At 29.9% G+C, this 17,525-nt stretch carries 16 protein-coding genes; 12 read left to right on the top strand and 4 right to left on the bottom strand.

Features of this window, described 5'->3' with window-relative positions:
• The first annotated feature begins 1 nt into the window (after position 1).
• From ACH2BO_RS07110 to ACH2BO_RS07060, 11 genes are all read left to right on the top strand, one after another.
• Positions 2-2,257: a patatin-like phospholipase family protein gene (locus tag ACH2BO_RS07110; RefSeq protein WP_395044059.1), complete on the top strand. Its 2,256-nt coding sequence runs from the start codon at positions 2-4 to the stop codon at positions 2,255-2,257.
• Positions 2,258-2,338: 81 nt separating this feature from the next.
• Positions 2,339-3,832: an amino acid permease gene (locus tag ACH2BO_RS07105; RefSeq protein WP_395044058.1), complete on the top strand. Its 1,494-nt coding sequence runs from the start codon at positions 2,339-2,341 to the stop codon at positions 3,830-3,832.
• Positions 3,833-4,000: 168 nt separating this feature from the next.
• Positions 4,001-5,155, top strand: a complete 1,155-nt coding sequence (locus tag ACH2BO_RS07100; RefSeq protein WP_395044057.1) for a homogentisate 1,2-dioxygenase — start codon at positions 4,001-4,003, stop codon at positions 5,153-5,155.
• A 16-nt stretch (positions 5,156-5,171) separates the two neighbouring features.
• A complete protein-coding gene (locus ACH2BO_RS07095; protein WP_395044056.1) occupies positions 5,172-5,639 on the top strand; it encodes a CCC motif membrane protein in 468 nt (155 codons plus the stop codon).
• A gap of 8 nt (positions 5,640-5,647) precedes the next feature.
• Complete coding sequence (gene hppD / locus ACH2BO_RS07090) at positions 5,648-6,808, top strand: 4-hydroxyphenylpyruvate dioxygenase (RefSeq protein WP_395044055.1); 1,161 nt, start codon at positions 5,648-5,650, stop codon at positions 6,806-6,808.
• 298 nt (positions 6,809-7,106) lie between these two features.
• On the top strand, positions 7,107-7,883 hold the full coding sequence (locus ACH2BO_RS07085; protein WP_395044054.1) for a DUF3108 domain-containing protein: 777 nt from the start codon (positions 7,107-7,109) through the stop codon (positions 7,881-7,883).
• Complete coding sequence (locus tag ACH2BO_RS07080) at positions 7,880-8,806, top strand: tryptophan 2,3-dioxygenase family protein (protein WP_395044053.1); 927 nt, start codon at positions 7,880-7,882, stop codon at positions 8,804-8,806. Before ACH2BO_RS07085 ends, ACH2BO_RS07080 begins: the two co-directional genes overlap by 4 nt.
• 18 nt (positions 8,807-8,824) lie before the next feature.
• Positions 8,825-10,048 (top strand): peptidoglycan DD-metalloendopeptidase family protein, encoded by a 1,224-nt coding sequence (locus ACH2BO_RS07075; protein WP_395044052.1) that lies wholly within the window; start codon positions 8,825-8,827, stop codon positions 10,046-10,048.
• Positions 10,049-10,167: 119 nt separating this feature from the next.
• Positions 10,168-11,823, top strand: a complete 1,656-nt coding sequence (pgi, locus tag ACH2BO_RS07070) for a glucose-6-phosphate isomerase (RefSeq protein ID WP_395044051.1) — start codon at positions 10,168-10,170, stop codon at positions 11,821-11,823.
• 82 nt (positions 11,824-11,905) lie between these two features.
• A complete protein-coding gene (locus tag ACH2BO_RS07065) occupies positions 11,906-12,331 on the top strand; it encodes a hypothetical protein (protein ID WP_395044050.1) in 426 nt (141 codons plus the stop codon).
• 127 nt (positions 12,332-12,458) lie between these two features.
• Positions 12,459-12,944, top strand: a complete 486-nt coding sequence (locus tag ACH2BO_RS07060; RefSeq protein ID WP_395044049.1) for a septal ring lytic transglycosylase RlpA family protein — start codon at positions 12,459-12,461, stop codon at positions 12,942-12,944.
• On the opposite strand, the gene ACH2BO_RS07055 is transcribed toward ACH2BO_RS07060, so the two are convergent.
• Entirely contained in the window at positions 12,945-13,412 is a 468-nt protein-coding gene (locus tag ACH2BO_RS07055) for a CYTH domain-containing protein (protein WP_395044048.1), read from the bottom strand.
• A gap of 161 nt (positions 13,413-13,573) precedes the next feature.
• Between ACH2BO_RS07055 and dinB the strand changes: the two genes are divergently transcribed.
• Positions 13,574-14,656, top strand: coding sequence for a DNA polymerase IV (gene dinB / locus ACH2BO_RS07050; protein WP_395044047.1), 1,083 nt, complete (start codon positions 13,574-13,576; stop codon positions 14,654-14,656).
• 56 nt (positions 14,657-14,712) lie between these two features.
• Here dinB and ACH2BO_RS07045 read toward each other — a convergent pair whose 3' ends face one another.
• The 3 genes from ACH2BO_RS07045 to ACH2BO_RS07035 all read right to left on the bottom strand — a co-directional run bounded on the left by ACH2BO_RS07045 (position 14,713) and on the right by ACH2BO_RS07035 (position 17,414).
• Positions 14,713-15,318 carry a DUF6705 family protein gene (locus ACH2BO_RS07045; RefSeq protein WP_395044046.1) on the bottom strand — a complete coding sequence of 202 codons (606 nt, stop codon included), beginning with the start codon at positions 15,316-15,318 and terminating at the stop codon, positions 14,713-14,715.
• A 115-nt stretch (positions 15,319-15,433) separates the two neighbouring features.
• Positions 15,434-16,042 carry a DUF6705 family protein gene (locus ACH2BO_RS07040; RefSeq protein ID WP_395044045.1) on the bottom strand — a complete coding sequence of 203 codons (609 nt, stop codon included), beginning with the start codon at positions 16,040-16,042 and terminating at the stop codon, positions 15,434-15,436.
• A gap of 7 nt (positions 16,043-16,049) precedes the next feature.
• Positions 16,050-17,414, bottom strand: coding sequence for a hypothetical protein (locus ACH2BO_RS07035; RefSeq protein WP_395044044.1), 1,365 nt, complete (start codon positions 17,412-17,414; stop codon positions 16,050-16,052).
• Between the last annotated feature and the right edge of the window lie 111 nt (positions 17,415-17,525).

The raw sequence follows: 17,525 nt of genomic DNA, 5'->3' as shown, positions 1-17,525 counted from the left end.
TATGCAGTGTAAGGCAAAAGTAATTAGCCAAAAGCCAATAGAAATTAAAAGTTTTGTTTTCAAAACATTACTTATTGCCTATTGCCTATTGCCTATTGCCTCTTTCTCTCAAGACACAATTCCAAGAAAAAAAATAGGATTAGTACTTTCTGGTGGTGGAGCCAAAGGATTTGCACACATTGGAGTTCTTAAAGTTCTTGAACAAGCTGGTGTAAAAGTTGATTACATTGGCGGAACAAGTATGGGTGCAGTTGTTGGCGGTTTATATGCTTCGGGTTACAATGCAACTCAAATAGATTCAATTTTTACAGCCACAAATTTTGACGAATTACTAAACGATTATATTCCTAGAACATCTAAAAGTTTTTTCGAAAAACGAAACGACGAATTATATGCTATTTCATTGCCTTTTTATAAATTTAGTGTTGGAGTTCCTATAGCATTATCTAAAGGATTGTATAATTATAATTTACTTACAAGATTGACTCACAATGTTAGAAACATAAACGACTTTAGCAAACTTCCAATTCCATTTGTATGCATTGCCACAGACATCGAAAAAGGAAATGAAGTAATCTTAAAAAATGGATTTTTACCTCAAGCAATGTTGGCAAGTTCTGCGTTTCCAACACTTTTTTCGCCAGTAGAAATCGATGGAAAATTACTAATTGATGGCGGAGTTACCAATAATTATCCAATAGAAGAAGTAAGAAAAATGGGTGCAGACATTATAATTGGTGTAGACGTACAAGACGATTTAAAAGACAGAAACTCGCTCAAAGAAGCTACCAGAATTTTGGTTCAAATTTCAAATTTTCAAATGCTAGAAAGCATGAAAGGTAAAATTGCAAATACAGATATTTATATAAAACCAGATATTACATCATTTTCTGTTATATCATTTGATAGAGGTAAAGAAATTATAAAAAAAGGTGAAGAAGCTGCATTTGTAGTATATGAAGAAATAAAGAAATTATCTAGTAATGAAAATTTTGTTTTAAATCATAATAAATTCATTACAGACAGTATTCAAATAAATAAAATTAACATTAATAATCTCAAAGATTATACAAGATCATACACAATTGGTAAATTAGGATTTAAACCAAATTCTAAAATATGTTATGAAGATTTAAAAAACGGAATTAATAAACTAAATTCAACTCAAAACTTTAGTTCAATTTATTATACTCTAGACAGAAACTCCCAAGGCGAAGATTTGAATTTGATTGTAAACGAAAACCTAAATAAAACATTTTTAAAATTTGGATTGCATTACGATGGATTATACAAAAGCGCGGTTTTAGTAAATTTAACTCAAAAGAAATCACTATTAAAGAATGATGTTTTTTCTTTAGATGTTGGTCTTGGCGACAACATTAGATACAATTTAGATTATTATATCGATAACGGTTTTTATTTTAGTTTCGGATTAAAATCAAGGTACAATACATTTAATAGAAATGTTGCAACAGATTTTAATGACGGAGAACTTTTTCAACAACTAGGCATTAGCACATTAAATATTGATTTTTCTGACTTTACAAATCAAGCCTATGTTCAAACAATATTTGCTCAAAAATTCTTAATTGGTGCAGGATTAGAGCTAAAACACATCACAATAAAATCAAAAACATTAGAAAATACAACTCAAGCATTTGAAGACAGCAACTATTCAAGTGTTTTTGGATACTTAAAATATGATTCGTTTGACAATAAATATTTTCCTAAAAAAGGGTGGTTTGTTCAAGGCGATGTTCAGTCTTACTTAAACTCTTCAGATTATACCAATCAATTTAATAGATTTACAATATTAAAAGGAGATGCACAAATTACAAGAACTTTTTATAAAAAATTTAATGTAAAATTTCAAACAGAAGCAGGATTTTCAGTAGGAGAAGAATCAGTATCTTTTTTAGATTTCGTTCTTGGAGGTTACGGATTTAATACAATAAATAATTTCAAACAATTTTATGGATATGATTTTCTAAGCATTGCTGCCGATAGTTATATAAAATCAACAGCAACAGTAGATATAGAATTTTATAAAAAAAACCACATCAATTTTTCTGCAAATTTAGCTAATGTAGAAGATAAACTGTTTAAAACAGGAAATTGGTTTTCTACACCCAAATATTCAGGATATGCAATTGGTTATGGTTTAGAAACAGTTATTGGACCAATAGAACTAAAATACTCATGGTCGCCAGAATTACCAAAAGGATTTACATGGATAAATCTAGGTTTTTGGTTCTAAAAACCTAGAAATTTTATTTTTTCGTAAAATTATTAAACAAAAAAAGTATATTTGAACACAACAAACTAAAAAAGATACATTATGTCTATTTGGAAAAGAAAACCATTAACGTTATTACTTGCAGAAGCATCAGAATCCGAAAAAGGATTAAAAAGAACATTAACAGCTTGGTCACTTGTTGCTCTTGGTATTGGAGCAATTATTGGAGCAGGTTTATTTGTAAGAACGGCAACTGCAGCAGCTCAAAATGCTGGACCATCAGTTACAATTGGATTTATTGTTGCGGCAATTGGTTGTGCTTTAGCAGGATTATGTTATGCAGAGTTGTCATCTTCAATTCCAATTTCTGGAAGCGCATATACTTATACTTATGCAACAATGGGAGAATTGCTAGCTTGGATAATTGGTTGGGATTTAATTCTAGAATATGCAGTTGGAGCAGCAACAGTTGGAATAGCTTGGAGTGAATACCTAAATAATTTACTGGTCAATGTGCTTCATACAAGTCCAATTCCGTATTCATTATCACACTCACCTTTTCAACAAGTTTTAGACCCTGTTACAAAACAAGTTGTAGAGCAAGGAATTATAAATTTGCCAGCATTGTTTATAGTAGCAGTAATTAGTTTACTTTTAATAAAAGGAACCCAAGAATCGGCTTTTGTAAACGGAATTATAGTTATAATAAAAGTAGCAATTGTTGTAATGATTATTGTTTTTGGATGGGGTTTTATTAATCCTTCAAATCATGAACCATATATTCCAGCAGCTTCAATTTTTACAGATGAACATAATGTTGGTCATAGTTTCGGAGGAATTATGGGAATTCTTGGTGCTGCAGGAACAGTGTTTTTTGCTTTCATTGGTTTTGATGCAGTAAGTACAGCAGCACAAGAAACTAAAAACCCAAAAAGAGATATGCCAATTGGAATTCTTGGTTCACTTGCTATTTGTACTGTTTTATACATACTTTTTGCTCACGTATTAACAGGTTTAGAATCGGTAGAATTTTTTAGAACAAGCGGAAAAGAAGCATCTGTTGCTAATGCAATTTCTTCATCTATGCCAGGTTATGATTGGCTGGCTAAATTTGTAACGGTAGCTATTTTATTCGGATTTACTTCAGTAATCTTGGTAATGTTATTAGGTCAATCAAGAGTTTTTTATTCAATGGGTAAAGATGGTTTATTACCAAAAGCATTCGGAGATTTACATTCTAAATATAAAACACCATATAAAGCAAATCTTGCAATTATGGTAATTGTTGGCTTGTTTGCAGCTTTTGTTCCTGGTGATATTGTTGGAGACATGACGAGTATAGGAACTTTATTTGCTTTCATTTTAGTATGTATTTCTGTAATTGTATTAAGAAAAACTAACCCAGACATGAAACGCGAATTCAAAACTCCATTCGTACCATTCGTACCAATATTAGGAGTTATAGTTTGTCTAGCAATGATATATGGTTTAGGATGGACAAACTGGTTAAGACTAGCCGTTTGGTTGATAATTGGGCTTATAATATATTTTGTATATAGTAAAAACAATAGCAAACTAAATAATCCAAACAAATAATTAATAATTATAGAATTAATTCCAAAAAGCATTACAAAATGAATTTTCAGATTGTAATGCTTTTTGCTATTTATAAATTATCATTATAAAGTAACACCTCATTTTTTTTTCCGATATTTGCTAAAGCGAATTTGATAATGAACCAATTTGTAAATTATTTAAATTAAAATGTTATATCACAAACTAGGAAGTTTTCCACAAAAACGACACACTCAATTCGAAAAACCAAACGGAGGTTTATACTATGAACAGTTATTTGGAACCGAAGGTTTTCACGGACACTCATCACTTTTATATCATATTCATAGGCCAACTCAGGTTAAAGAAATTGTAAAATCGTATTCTGTTGAGCCAAAAATTGCCATCGGAAAAAACATCAAATCATTATTATTAAAAGGTTTTGAACTAAAACCAGAAGACGATTTTTTACAAGCTAGAAAAGCAATGTTGGTCAATAAAGATTGCACCATTGGTCTTGCAGCACCAAGAAAATCATTGACAGAATATTTCTATAAAAATGCCGATGCCGACGAACTAATTTTCATCCATAAAGGTAAAGGAAAATTAAGAACAATGATGGGTAACATTCATTTTGAATATGGAGATTACTTGATTATTCCTCGCGGAATGATTTATCAAATTCAATTTGAAACATCAGAAAATAGATTGTTTTACGTAGAAAGTTTTGCTCCATTTTATACTCCTAAAAGATATAAAAACGAATCAGGTCAACACCTTGAACATTCACCATTTTGCGAAAGAGATTTTAAACTTCCAACCGAATTAGAAACCCACGATGAAAAAGGCGATTTCCTTATTAAAATAAAAAAAGAAGGAATGATTCATGAAGTGGTTTATGCAACACATCCATTTGATGTAGTAGGTTGGGATGGTTATAATTTTCCTTACGGATTTTCTATTCACAATTTTGAACCAATAACAGGAAGAGTTCATCAACCGCCACCAGTTCATCAAACATTTGAAACAGCAACTTTTGTAGTTTGTTCTTTCTGTCCACGACTATACGACTATCATCCCAAATCAATTCCTGCGCCATACAATCATAGCAATATTGATAGTGATGAGGTTTTATATTATGTAGATGGCGATTTTATGTCAAGAAATAATATAGAACAAGGTCACATTACTTTACATCCAAAAGGAATTCCTCATGGTCCAGCGCCAGGAGCAATGGAACGAAGTATTGGTCACACAGAAACTCAAGAATTAGCAGTTATGGTTGATACCTTTAAACCATTAATGGTTACAGAAGAAGCAATGGGAATTGACGACGGAAAATATTATAAATCTTGGCTTGAATAATAATTAAAAAACAAATATGAATTACAACAAACTATCAGCTGATCCAACAGCTTTAATACTTGGAATTGTGAGTTTAGTGCTAATGATATTCGGTTGTTGCTGCGGATTTGTAGTTGCAATAGCATTAATTCTCAGCATTATTGGGTTAGTAATGGCAATAAAAAGTTTAAACGAATTTGATGCAAATCCAGAAAACTATTCTATTCAAAGCAGAAAAAATGTATATGCAGCTAAGATAATTTGTATTATCGGTACAGTTTTAAGTTCATTATATATTGTAATGTTATTGGTTGCCTTGTTTTTTTATCAAATAAATCTATCAGATAAATTTAAAGACATTTACAATCAATCAAAAGAAATTAGAGAACAATCATCAGATTCTGTAATGTTAAATGGTGGTAAAGATGAAATATATATCGAAAACGATTCAATATATATTGATACAAATTACACAGATTCTATAAAAACAGAAGTAATAAAATAATAGAAATAATGTCAAACGAAATAAAATCAGTTGAATACGGACTCGAAAAAATATTTGAAGGCGCACAAGATTTTCTTCCGCTTTTAGGTACAGATTATGTTGAATTCTATGTTGGAAATGCCAAACAAGCAGCGCATTTTTATAAAACTGCTTTTGGTTTTCAATCATTTGCATACAAAGGTCTAGAAACTGGCTCACGCGATTCTGTAAGTTATGTGTTAAAACAAGACAAAATTAGATTAGTGCTAACAACTGCTTTAAACAGCGAATCGGTTATTGGCGAACATGTAAAAAAACATGGCGATGGCGTAAAAATAATTGCACTTTGGGTAGAAGATGCTCGATCTGCTTTTGAAGAAACAACTAGTCGTGGTGCTAAAATTTATTTGGAACCAACTGTTGAAAAAGATGAATTTGGAGAAGTAATTCGTGCCGGAATATATACTTATGGAGAAACAGTTCACATGTTTGTTGAAAGAAAAAACTACAAAGGAACTTTTCTTCCCGGTTATGTAGAACATAAATCAGATTACAACCCAACTTCTGTTGGTTTTAAATACATAGACCACATGGTAGGAAATGTTGGTTGGAACCAAATGAATACTTGGGTAAAATTTTATGAAGAGGTTATGGGATTTGTAAATTTTCTGTCTTTCGACGATAAACAAATTCACACCGAATACTCTGCTTTAATGAGTAAAGTAATGAGCAATGGTAACGGAAGAATAAAATTTCCGATAAACGAACCTGCAAAAGGCAACAAGCGTTCTCAAATTGAAGAATATTTAGATTTTTATGAAGGTTCAGGTGTTCAACACATTGCAATTGCAACAGATGATATAATTGCAACAGTATCTCAATTAAAAGAACGTGGAGTAGAATTTCTTTCTGCGCCACCACACGAATATTACAAAGCAATTCCAGAACGTTTAGGTGATCACATGAAAATGATGCACGAAGATTTAAATGCAATAGAAAAATTAGCCATAATGGTCGATGCCGATGAAGATGGCTATTTATTACAAATATTTACAAAACCAGTTGAAGACAGACCAACATTGTTTTTTGAAATTATTCAAAGAATGGGAGCAAAAGGATTTGGAGCAGGAAACTTTAAAGCACTTTTTGAATCCATAGAAAGAGAACAGCAAAAACGAGGAACTTTGTAGTAAAAAAGTTAGTATTATTGTGAATATCACAAAATACATCGTTGTAGTAATCGCTTTATTGTCAAAAAAATGTTAAAGTTGATTTTTCATTAAAAATAAATCAAAAACCACCTTATATTTGCACCATCAAAACAAGAAGGAGTGGTTTCCTTCAAGTTTTATATAAATTTTTCATAATTTATAGTTTTTTGGTTGGTTAATAGCATAAAAACTCCGTCATTACTTGACGGAGTTTTTTTGTTTTAATACATTTGGAACAAAAATTGTATTATAGCATAAAAAGATTAAATTATTTCAAATGAAAAAGAGTATTGTTTTAGCATTGTTTTTTTTAATTGTAAGTTTTGATTCCCAAAAAGAAGATGCTTACGATGTTGGAGAATGGTTCAAATTTAGAATTCATTATGGCTTTGTTACTGCCGGTTACGCAACTCTAGAAGTCAAAGAAGCAGTAAAAAACAATGAAAAAGTTTTTCATGCTATCGGTAGAGGATACACTACAGGAATGTCAAAAATGTTTTTTAAAGTTGAAGATGTTTATGAATCCTATTTTGATAAAGAAAATGGCAAACCATTTCAGTTTGTTAGAAAAGTAGATGAAGGAGGATATACTAAAAATCAAGAAGGATTTTTTAATCAAGATAAAAACACTATCTTAGTAAAAGATTATAAAAATAAAACTGAAAAAACATATACAACTTCAGAAAACATTCAAGACATTCTTTCTACATTTTATTATTTAAGAAATCATCCTAATGTTGACAAATTAAAAGTAGGCGAATCTATTACAATCGATATGTTTTTTGACGGCGAATCAACAAAATTTAAATTAAAATTCATAGGACGTGAAGATTTAAAAACTAAATTTGGAACCGTTCCAACAATGATATTTAGACCATTAGTACAATCGGGTAGAGTTTTTAAAGAAGAAGAAAGTTTAACAGTATGGATATCAGACGACGACAATAAATTACCATTAAGAATCAAAGCAAGTCTAGCTGTTGGGTCAATAAAAGCAGATTTAGAATCTTTTAAAGGACTAAACAATCCTTTCACGATAAAAGTAGAAAAATGAATCAACAAACCGAAAAATTAATTGAAAAATTAGAACAAAAATTTGATGCAATTAACCAAAAAACAGAAACCCATCTAGAAGGATTAATTTGGTCTAAACCAATTACCTATTGGGATTATATTCAAACAGATGTACTTTTAAATTTACAAACCCAAAGAACAACTTTGCCAGACGAAATGGTTTTTATAATGTACCATCAAGTTAATGAATTATTGTTTAAAATGATTTTATGGGAAATTAATCAAGTAACAAGTTCTGAAAAACCAGAAACTAAATTTTTTACCGAAAGGTTAATGCGAATTTCTCGTTATTTTGACATGCTAACAACCTCCTTTGACATTATGGGTGACGGTATGGAAGTAGAACAATATATGAAATTTAGAAATACATTAACACCAGCAAGTGGTTTTCAAAGCGCTCAATACAGATTAATTGAATTCGCATCAACAGATTTAATAAACCTTATTGATTATCGGTTTAGAGCAACTATAGATAGAAATACTCCATATTCTCATGCATTTGAACATCTTTATTGGCAAGCAGCAGGAAAAGATTATAAAACTGGACAAAAATCGTTCTTATTATTAGAGTTTGAAAGGAAATATAAAGAAGAATTCCTTCGATTTATGGAACAATACAATACCACAAATATTTGGCAAAAATTCAAACAATTACCAGAGAGTGATCAACAAAATACTGATTTAATTGCAGCTATGCGACATTATGATAAAACAGTAAACATAACTTGGGTTATGGGACATCTTAATGCTGCTAAAAAATATATAGAAAGCGGTCACGGAATTGCAGAAGCAACAGGCGGAAGCGATTGGAAAAAATACATGCACCCAAAATACCAAAGAAGAATCTTTTTTCCTGAACTTTGGAGTGAAGAAGAACTAAAAAATTGGGGAGAAGATTGTTAAAAAAATAAAATACCTATATTGAAAAAAATAGCAATTATTTTATTGGTTTTACTTTCACTTAATTCTTGTAAAAAAGAACAAGAAGAATATATTATTGAAGATATTGAACCTCATAAACCTGTTGTAGATTTCGGATTTCAGTATGAAGATTTCAACGTGCATTACGACACAATTCAAGCCCAAGATACTTTTGAAAGAATTCTAAAAAAGCAAAACCTTAATGGTAAAAAAGCTGCCAATATTATAAAAATTGTAAAAGACTCTTTTCCAACTCAAGTTAGATTTAAACGACCTTATGTTGCTTTACGAACAAAAGATAAATACAACAAATTACAATATTTAATATATCAACCCAATCGGCTAGAATATTATTTAGTAGATTTAACCGATTCTATTATCGGATTTAAAAAATCGCGACCATTAACTTTTAAAGTAAAAACAATTGCAGGAACATTAAGCGGTTCATTAGCAGCAACACTTAGAGATCAAAATATAGAATCATCATTGTCTAAAAAATTGATGAAAGTCTATGCTTGGTCAATAGATTTTTTCAAATTAAAAAAAGGCGACAAATTTGCATTAAGTTTTACCGAAAGATATATAAACGATACTTTATATGACGGAATTGACAGCTTGAGAGCATCTTTTTTTGAATACAAAGGCGAAAAAATTTATGCATTTCCGTTTCAGCAAGATGCAAACAGCAAAGTAGATTATTATAACGAAGAAGGAAAAGCATTGAAAAATTATTTTCTAAAAGCACCTTTAAAATTTATTAACATTACTTCAAGGTTTAATAAAAACCGTTTTCATCCAGTACAATTAAAATGGAAACCTCACAATGGTACTGATTATGCAGCACCAACAGGAACGCCAATTATGACAACTGCAACAGGAATTGTAGAAATGGCTGGATATACCGCCGGAAACGGAAATTTTGTAAAAGTAAAACACGACAAAACCTATTCTACACAATACCTTCACATGTCTAAAATTCTTGTAAAAAGAGGACAATCTGTAAAACAAGGAGAAATTATTGGCAAAGTTGGTAGTACAGGTTTGGCTTCTGGACCACACGTTTGCTATCGTTTCTGGAAAAACGGAACCGAAGTTGACGCGCTAAAATTGAAATTACCAAACTCGCAACCAATGGAAAGTCAAAACCTACCTAGATATAAAGAACTAATCAGACCATTAAAACGAGAACTTGATAGCGTTGCCGAATTAAAATTTAAGAAATAATTAATTTAAAAACTTTACAACAACTACAACGTTTGCATTAAGCAAATGACCATAAAAATACTTAACCTATAGTTTTATCTACATTCTTTTATCTAATTTTGTGATTCAAAAAATATAAAATGGCACTACAAAATACAAATCCAACAAGTACTTCTGCTTGGCAAGATTTAAAGAATCACTTTTCAACAATGCAGAACAATTCTATAAAGGAAATGTTCAAAAACGATACTTCGAGAGCCGAAAAATTTCATATAAAATGGAATGATTTTCTTGTAGATTACTCCAAAAATAATATCAATCAAGAAACAATAGCATTACTTTTAAAGCTTGCAGAAGAAGTAAATTTAAAAGAATCAATTGCCAAATATTTTGATGGAGATTTAATAAATCAAACAGAAAACCGCGCTGTACTTCATACCGCATTGCGCTCAAATGAAAATCAAACTGTTTTAGTAGAAGGGAAAAACATACTACCAGAAATTTTTGAAGTAAAAAACAAGATTAAAGAGTTTTCTAATCAAATTATTTCTGGAGAACGAAAAGGATATACAAATAAATCGTTTACAGACATTGTAAATATTGGAATTGGAGGTTCAGATTTAGGACCAGCAATGGTTGTTGAAGCACTTCAATACTATAAAAATCAATTAAATGTTCACTTTGTTTCTAATGTTGATGGTGATCATGTAAACGAAATTATTAAAAAATTAAATTCCGAAACAACTCTTTTTGTTATTGTATCTAAAACATTTACAACTCAAGAAACGTTAACCAATTCAGAAACCATTAGAAGCTGGTTTCTACAATCGGCAAGTCAAGATGATGTTTCAAAACACTTTGTTGCAGTTTCAACAAATATAAAAAATGTTACCCATTTTGGAATAGATGAAGCCAATATTTTTCCAATGTGGGATTGGGTTGGTGGTCGTTTTTCGCTATGGTCTGCAGTTGGTTTATCAATTAGTTTGGCTGTTGGATTTGATAATTTTAATAAATTATTGATTGGCGCAAATCAAATGGACGAACATTTTAATCCCGAAATCTCGGGAGAAGATTTCAGTAAAAACATTCCTGTAATTCTGGCTTTAATTAGCATTTGGCACAATAATTTTTTCGGAGCAGAAAGCGAAGCAATTATTCCATATACTCAATATTTACAAAAATTGGCGCCATATCTTCAACAAGGAATTATGGAAAGCAACGGAAAAAGTGTAGGTCGTGACGGAAAACTAGTAAATTACCAAACAGGAACCATAATTTGGGGTGAACCTGGAACCAACTCACAACATGCTTTTTTTCAATTGATTCATCAAGGAACAAAATTAATTCCAACTGATTTTATTGGATTTATAAAACCATTGTATAAAAATGAAGACCATCATAATAAGTTGATGTCTAATTTTTTTGCTCAAACAGAAGCTTTATTAAATGGTAAAAGTGCAGAAGAAGTTCAAGCCGAATTCGATATCCAAAACATTGAAAAAGAAAAAGCTAATTACTTAAAACCATTTAAAATTTTTGCAGGAAACAAACCAACAAATACTATATTAATTGATCAATTAACGCCACAAAGTTTAGGGTCTTTAATTGCAATGTATGAACATAAAATATTTGTACAAGGAATAATATGGAATATTTTTAGCTATGATCAATGGGGAGTTGAGCTTGGAAAACAATTGGCAAACTCAATTTTAAAAGAAATAAATTCAGCAGAAATAAAAAATCACGATAGTTCTACAAATTTTTTATTGAAACATTTTTTTGAAAATAAATAAGTTTTTAAACGGTTTTCTAAATAATGTTAACCGTTTTTTTATTCTTTTTCTTTATATTTGTTAAAACAAAAACCTACTTTATATGTATAATTTTATTCAAAAGCTTCATTCTGGTTGGGCTTATTTGGCTCTTTTATTATTGGTTATGGCAGTAATAAATGCTTTAATTGGACAGTTATCTAATAAAGAATTCCTTCAAAAAGATAAAAAAATCTCCTTGTTTGCATTAATTGCAATTCATATTCAATTAGTAATTGGTTTCATTTTATATTTTGTTTCACCTCTAGGAAAAGCAAGCTTTGGTCAAATGAAAGATGCAGCATTAAGATTAACATCACTAGAACATCCACTTATTAATATTATTGCAATTGCTTTTATTACAATTGGTTGGTCTAGACATAAAAAAGGAGTTACTAATGCCAATAAATTTAGTTCAATTTCTGTTTTTTATGCTATCGGATTAGTTCTAATTCTTGTGAGAATTCCTTGGTCGATGTGGTTAAAATAAATTATTTCTTAATTGGACTTTTTTGTAATTCAAATAAAAAATCAAAGTTTAATTAAAATTGATTTCTAAAAATTAATTCATAATGGGTATAATCTTTGTTTATAAGTTTAAGCACCAATTTTAAATCATGCAAAAATCAATAATAACATTTTTCCTTTTAACAGCAATACTGCTTTTTGTTAGTAGTTTTAGCGTTGAAACAAAGAATTCTAAAAAGCAAGAACCCAAGAAAATTCAAGATACTTTAAAAAAAGTAACGGTTGTAACCGAAATTAAAACAGATTCTGTTGTTATATATAAAGGTAAATTCAAACCTTTTAAAAAAGGTGCTCACGCTTCATATTATGCCGATAGATTTCATGGAAAAAAAACTGCCAGCGGAAAAATATTTGACATGAATAAACTTACTGCTGCACACAAAAAATTACCTTTTGGAACTAAAGTTAAAGTAACAAACGAAGCCAACGGAAAGGTGGTTTTTGTTGAAATTACAGATCGCGGACCATTTGTAAAAGGAAGAGAAATAGATTTATCTAAAAAAGCATTTATGACAATTTCGGGCAATAAAAACTCTGGAAAAGCAATTGTTACTTTAGAAATTCTTCAAAAATAATTACCAAGATTTATAAGGATTTTTACTTATATAAGAATTATAAAACCGTTTATCATTGGTAACTTCTTCACCAAGCCAAGTTGGTTTTAATATGGTTTCATTCTCATTTTCAAGTTCAATTTCGGCAATAATTAAACCTTTGTTTTCATTGTGAAAAACATCGATTTCAATAATATGTTTACCCGATTTTACCTCGTAACGCGTTTTTTCAATTACACCTTTTTCACACAATTTTAAAAGCGCTTTGGCTTCATTCACAGGAATTTCTTTTTCCCATTCAAATCGTGATGTTCCACTTTCATTTCCAACACCTTTAATAGTTATAAAACCTTTATTGGCTTTAATTCTTACCCTAACTGTTCTTTCAATATTAGAATTCAAATAACCTTGTGCAATGTCATTTTTTGTATAACTATCAGTAATAAAATCTAAAGAAGTAACTAAATATTTTCGTTCAATTTCTATCATATTAGATTCTATTTATCTCTGTGAATTCACTGTGAAACTATGTGCAAAAATAACAAAATATTCATTTATAAATTAACACTTTATAATAAAGCAAAAAATTTCCAAAATATCTCTATGAAATCTCTGCGAAACTCTGTGCAAAAAAAAACTAAATTTGTAATGTGTCAGACCAAATTAAATACCGAAAAATTATACATGTAGATATGGATGCTTTTTATGCTTCGGTAGAGCAAATGGACAATCCAAGTTTAAGAGGAAAACCGTTGGCTGTTGGCGGAAGCGAAATTCGTGGTGTAGTTTCGGCAGCAAGTTATGAAGCACGAAAATTTGGTGTTCGAAGCGCCATGAGTGGTGTTCAAGCCAAACGCAATTGCCCAGAACTCTTATTTGTTCGTCCAAGATTTGACCGATATAAAGAAATATCAACCAAAATCAGAAAAATTTTTCATGACTACACCGATTTGGTCGAACCACTTTCGCTAGACGAAGCATATCTTGATGTTACTCAAAACAAAAAAGGAAACCCAAGCGCATCATTACTCGCCCAAGAAATTAGAAAACGTATTTTTGATGAAGTTGGACTAACTGCATCGGCAGGAATTTCTATAAATAAATTTGTAGCTAAAATTGCAAGCGATTATAATAAACCTAACGGACAAAAAACTGTAAATCCTGATGAAGTTGAAGATTTTTTAGAAAATTTAGACATTAAAAAGTTTTATGGAATTGGAAAAGTCACCACAGAGAAAATGTACCAACATGGCATTTTTACAGGAAAAGATTTAAAATTAAAAACCAAAGAATATCTAGAACAACATTTTGGAAAAAGTGGCGGCTTTTATTACAACACAGTTCGCGGAATTCATACTAGCGAAGTAAAACCAGATAGAATTTCTAAATCGGTTGCTGCCGAACATACATTTAATGAAAATTTAACCTCAGAAATTTTCATGCAAGAACGATTAGAAGGTATCGCTACCGAACTTGAAAAACGATTGAAAAAATATAATATTTCTGGTAAAACAGTCACACTCAAAATAAAATACAGTGATTTTACCACACAAACACGAAGCAAAACCTTGCCTTATTTTATTTCAGATAAAGGATTACTATTTGAAACCGCCAAAGAATTGTTGTATCAAGAACGCATGAAAGACTCGGTACGACTTCTAGGGATTTCATTAAACAACTTGAACACTGAAATTAAAAAAACGATTGTGGTTCAGTTGCGGTTTGAGTTTTGATAAAAAAAACTGCCTCATTAAAGGCAGTTTTTTTGAAAATATTCAATCATCTTTTTTTATTCTTTTATCATAATATAACTCCCACCTTTTAATTCAGGTTGTAACGGCAAAGGAGTTCCTTCTCTATGTCCTCTAGTATTCCAATTAAGACTTAGTTCTATTGCTGGTTGACCACCAACTATAATTCTTCTAATTATTATATCACCACCAGCTTCTGAATAGCTATCAAAAATCCCCATTCTTAATCTTTTTTCGGCTACATCACAATCATAACATCCATTAACCTTTCCAGTATAAATAATTACACCATCAATAGTATGAAATCGTGCATCAGAATAATTGATAGAGAGTTTGTTTAAGGTATTGGTTTTTTTAATACCATTTACAATATATTGATATTCAGCAATCATAGTGTCAGAATAACAATATCCATTTAAACTAGAATGTATTTTTTTTTCTAATACTATTTTTAAGTATTTATCACCAATATTATAAATATAAGTTCCAACAAAAGGATCAAATAAATTATTTGTGTCTTTATAATATGCACTAGGTGTTTCATATCCATCATTGTCTTCAATATCTATTATTTGTTCAATTGAAATTGTTTGACTGTAGCAACTCAGCGACAATAAAAAAACTAATATTAGTATTTTTTTCACAATATTCATACTCAGTTCTATCAAATATATAATAATAATTATTTTTCTATCAATCAAATTTAAAAAAACTGCCTCAATAAAGGCAGTTTTTTTGAAAATATTCAATCATCTTTTTTTATTCTTTTATCATAATATAATCTCCACCTTTTAATTCAGGTTGTAACGGCAAAGGAGTTCCTTCTCTATGAATTCTAGTATTCCAATTAAGATTTAATTCTATTGCTGGTTGACCACCAACTATAATTCTTCTAATTATTATATCACCACCAGCTTTTGAATAGTTATCAAAAATTCCCATTCTTAGTCTTTTTTCGGTTACATCACAATCATAACAGCCATTAACTTTACCAGTATATAATAAATCACCATCAATAGTATGAAATCTTGCATCAGAATAATTGATTGTAAGTTTATTTAAGGTATTTGTTTTTTCAATACCATTTACAATATATTGATACTCTGCAATCATAGTGTCCGAATAGCAAAATCCATTTAAACTAGAATGAATTCTTTTTTCTAGTACAATTTTAAAATATTTATCTCCATTATTAAAAATATAGGTTCCTATAAAAGGGTCTAATAAATTATTTACATCTTTGTAGTATGCTCCTTGAATTTCTTGTCCTCCACTATCTTCAATATCTATTATTTGCTCAATTGAAATTGTTTGACTGTAACAACTCAGCGACAATAAAAAAACTAATATTATGTTTATTTTTTTCATATTTTTTTTAATTTATACATGGTGTTTGTTTAACAATTAATGATCCTGAATTTGTTTCTAGATCTAGTTTATTCCAATTTGTCAATGCATCATTTGCTTTATAAAGATCTAAACCATAGTTACCAAAATATTGTAAAAAAAGTTTTTCTTTATTTACACTTGTACCATATATTTTAGCCATTTCATCGTTAATTGCTCTGTCTTTTTCTTTTTCATCAGTAAAACCAATAAATTTATCACTATTTTTTTTACTAAGTATTGCTGCTTTTAATTTTACAATATCATTAACTTTTAGAGCATAAGTATTGACAACTCCTAATGCTGCTAAAACTGGATTAGGATCTCTACATACTAATATTAACACCACTTCTGATTTTCTAGAAACCCAAGCAGTTTCAAACATGTCCAGTATTAATTCAAAATCCCCAAATGAAAACATTGAATCACCAGTTATTGGATGATTGTGACCACCACCAACTCCTTTACTTGAAGAATTTAATTGTACTGACCCATGATTTAAATCAGAAACCAATTCATTTGTATAATAATATGTTTCATCAGGGTTTTGAAATTTCATAAAATTAACTCCGAATTCAAATTTATTTAAGAATGAATTATTTAAGTTATCTTTTAACCAATCTATACTTGGTTTTATATTACCTTTAGCTGGATCAACATGGTTTGCCAAATCATCACATGGATCGTCATTGACTTCCATACAATTTCCTGTATGACAAGGCAATGAAATAATATTTACAGCATCGTCAGGAAAACCGCCACCACCATTTGTATTTCCAGAACCAGTTGGTGGGTTTAAGCCACCACCACTTGTATTTCCAATTGAAATATTACCTGGGTCACTATTTCCACCACCACAAGTTGTACTCCAAACTACAAATAAATTATTACTATGGGTTATACAGAAAGAAGATGCATGATGATTTGGAGGTGAACCATCTGATGTGTCATTGCAATATAATGTTGCTGTATCAACACAATTACCAACAAAAAAAGTTCTACCATCAATATTCAAATCAGTAAACTCTTTTTCATTAATAGTCATTTTATAAGAATTATGCTCTTCAATCTTTACTGCTTTTTCATTCATCAAATATTTAATTATTGCAGCAGTTGTTTCACCATTTTTAACTCTTATCATTAAATTTTCAAATTTCAACTCCTCTTTTACTTCTCTTTCTATTAACAAAGTGAAAAATACTGTTCCGTCTGGTTTTGAAATAATTTTTACAGGAACATCTGGTACAATAGTAAACCCAAATTGGTCTTCAAGTGCAGTTCTTGCAGTTTCAGAAGTGGTTGAACTAAATTTTTTCTTAGTCAACTTACTGTAAGCAGTACTAAAAATTGGCATTTCGAGTGCTTATTTCAATGATTTTTCTTTTAAATCAAAATTAATTCGATTTTTTTCATTTATGTATTCTTTCTCCTGTGTGCAACTATAGTACAAAAATGTTGCCAAACA

Source organism: Flavobacterium sp., from assembly GCF_043773265.1.
Taxonomy (GTDB): domain Bacteria; phylum Bacteroidota; class Bacteroidia; order Flavobacteriales; family Flavobacteriaceae; genus Flavobacterium.
Note: the sequence above shows the minus strand (reverse complement) of the source record. Positions and strands in the feature narration are given on the sequence as shown.

Excerpts from the sequence above, each read along its gene's own strand:
- ACH2BO_RS07085 (WP_395044054.1), top strand. The coding sequence starts at position 7,107 with ATGAAAAAGAGTATTGTTTTAGCATTGTTTTTTTTAATTGTAAGTTTT.
- ACH2BO_RS07110 (WP_395044059.1), top strand. The coding sequence starts at position 2 with ATGCAGTGTAAGGCAAAAGTAATTAGCCAAAAGCCAATAGAAATTAAA.
- ACH2BO_RS07100 (WP_395044057.1), top strand. The coding sequence starts at position 4,001 with ATGTTATATCACAAACTAGGAAGTTTTCCACAAAAACGACACACTCAA.
- ACH2BO_RS07060 (WP_395044049.1), top strand. The coding sequence starts at position 12,459 with ATGCAAAAATCAATAATAACATTTTTCCTTTTAACAGCAATACTGCTT.
- ACH2BO_RS07040 (WP_395044045.1), bottom strand. The coding sequence starts at position 16,042 with ATGAAAAAAATAAACATAATATTAGTTTTTTTATTGTCGCTGAGTTGT.
- ACH2BO_RS07105 (WP_395044058.1), top strand. The coding sequence starts at position 2,339 with ATGTCTATTTGGAAAAGAAAACCATTAACGTTATTACTTGCAGAAGCA.
- pgi (WP_395044051.1), top strand. The coding sequence starts at position 10,168 with ATGGCACTACAAAATACAAATCCAACAAGTACTTCTGCTTGGCAAGAT.
- ACH2BO_RS07055 (WP_395044048.1), bottom strand. The coding sequence starts at position 13,412 with ATGATAGAAATTGAACGAAAATATTTAGTTACTTCTTTAGATTTTATT.
- ACH2BO_RS07080 (WP_395044053.1), top strand. The coding sequence starts at position 7,880 with ATGAATCAACAAACCGAAAAATTAATTGAAAAATTAGAACAAAAATTT.
- ACH2BO_RS07095 (WP_395044056.1), top strand. The coding sequence starts at position 5,172 with ATGAATTACAACAAACTATCAGCTGATCCAACAGCTTTAATACTTGGA.
- hppD (WP_395044055.1), top strand. The coding sequence starts at position 5,648 with ATGTCAAACGAAATAAAATCAGTTGAATACGGACTCGAAAAAATATTT.
- ACH2BO_RS07035 (WP_395044044.1), bottom strand. The coding sequence starts at position 17,414 with ATGCCAATTTTTAGTACTGCTTACAGTAAGTTGACTAAGAAAAAATTT.
- ACH2BO_RS07065 (WP_395044050.1), top strand. The coding sequence starts at position 11,906 with ATGTATAATTTTATTCAAAAGCTTCATTCTGGTTGGGCTTATTTGGCT.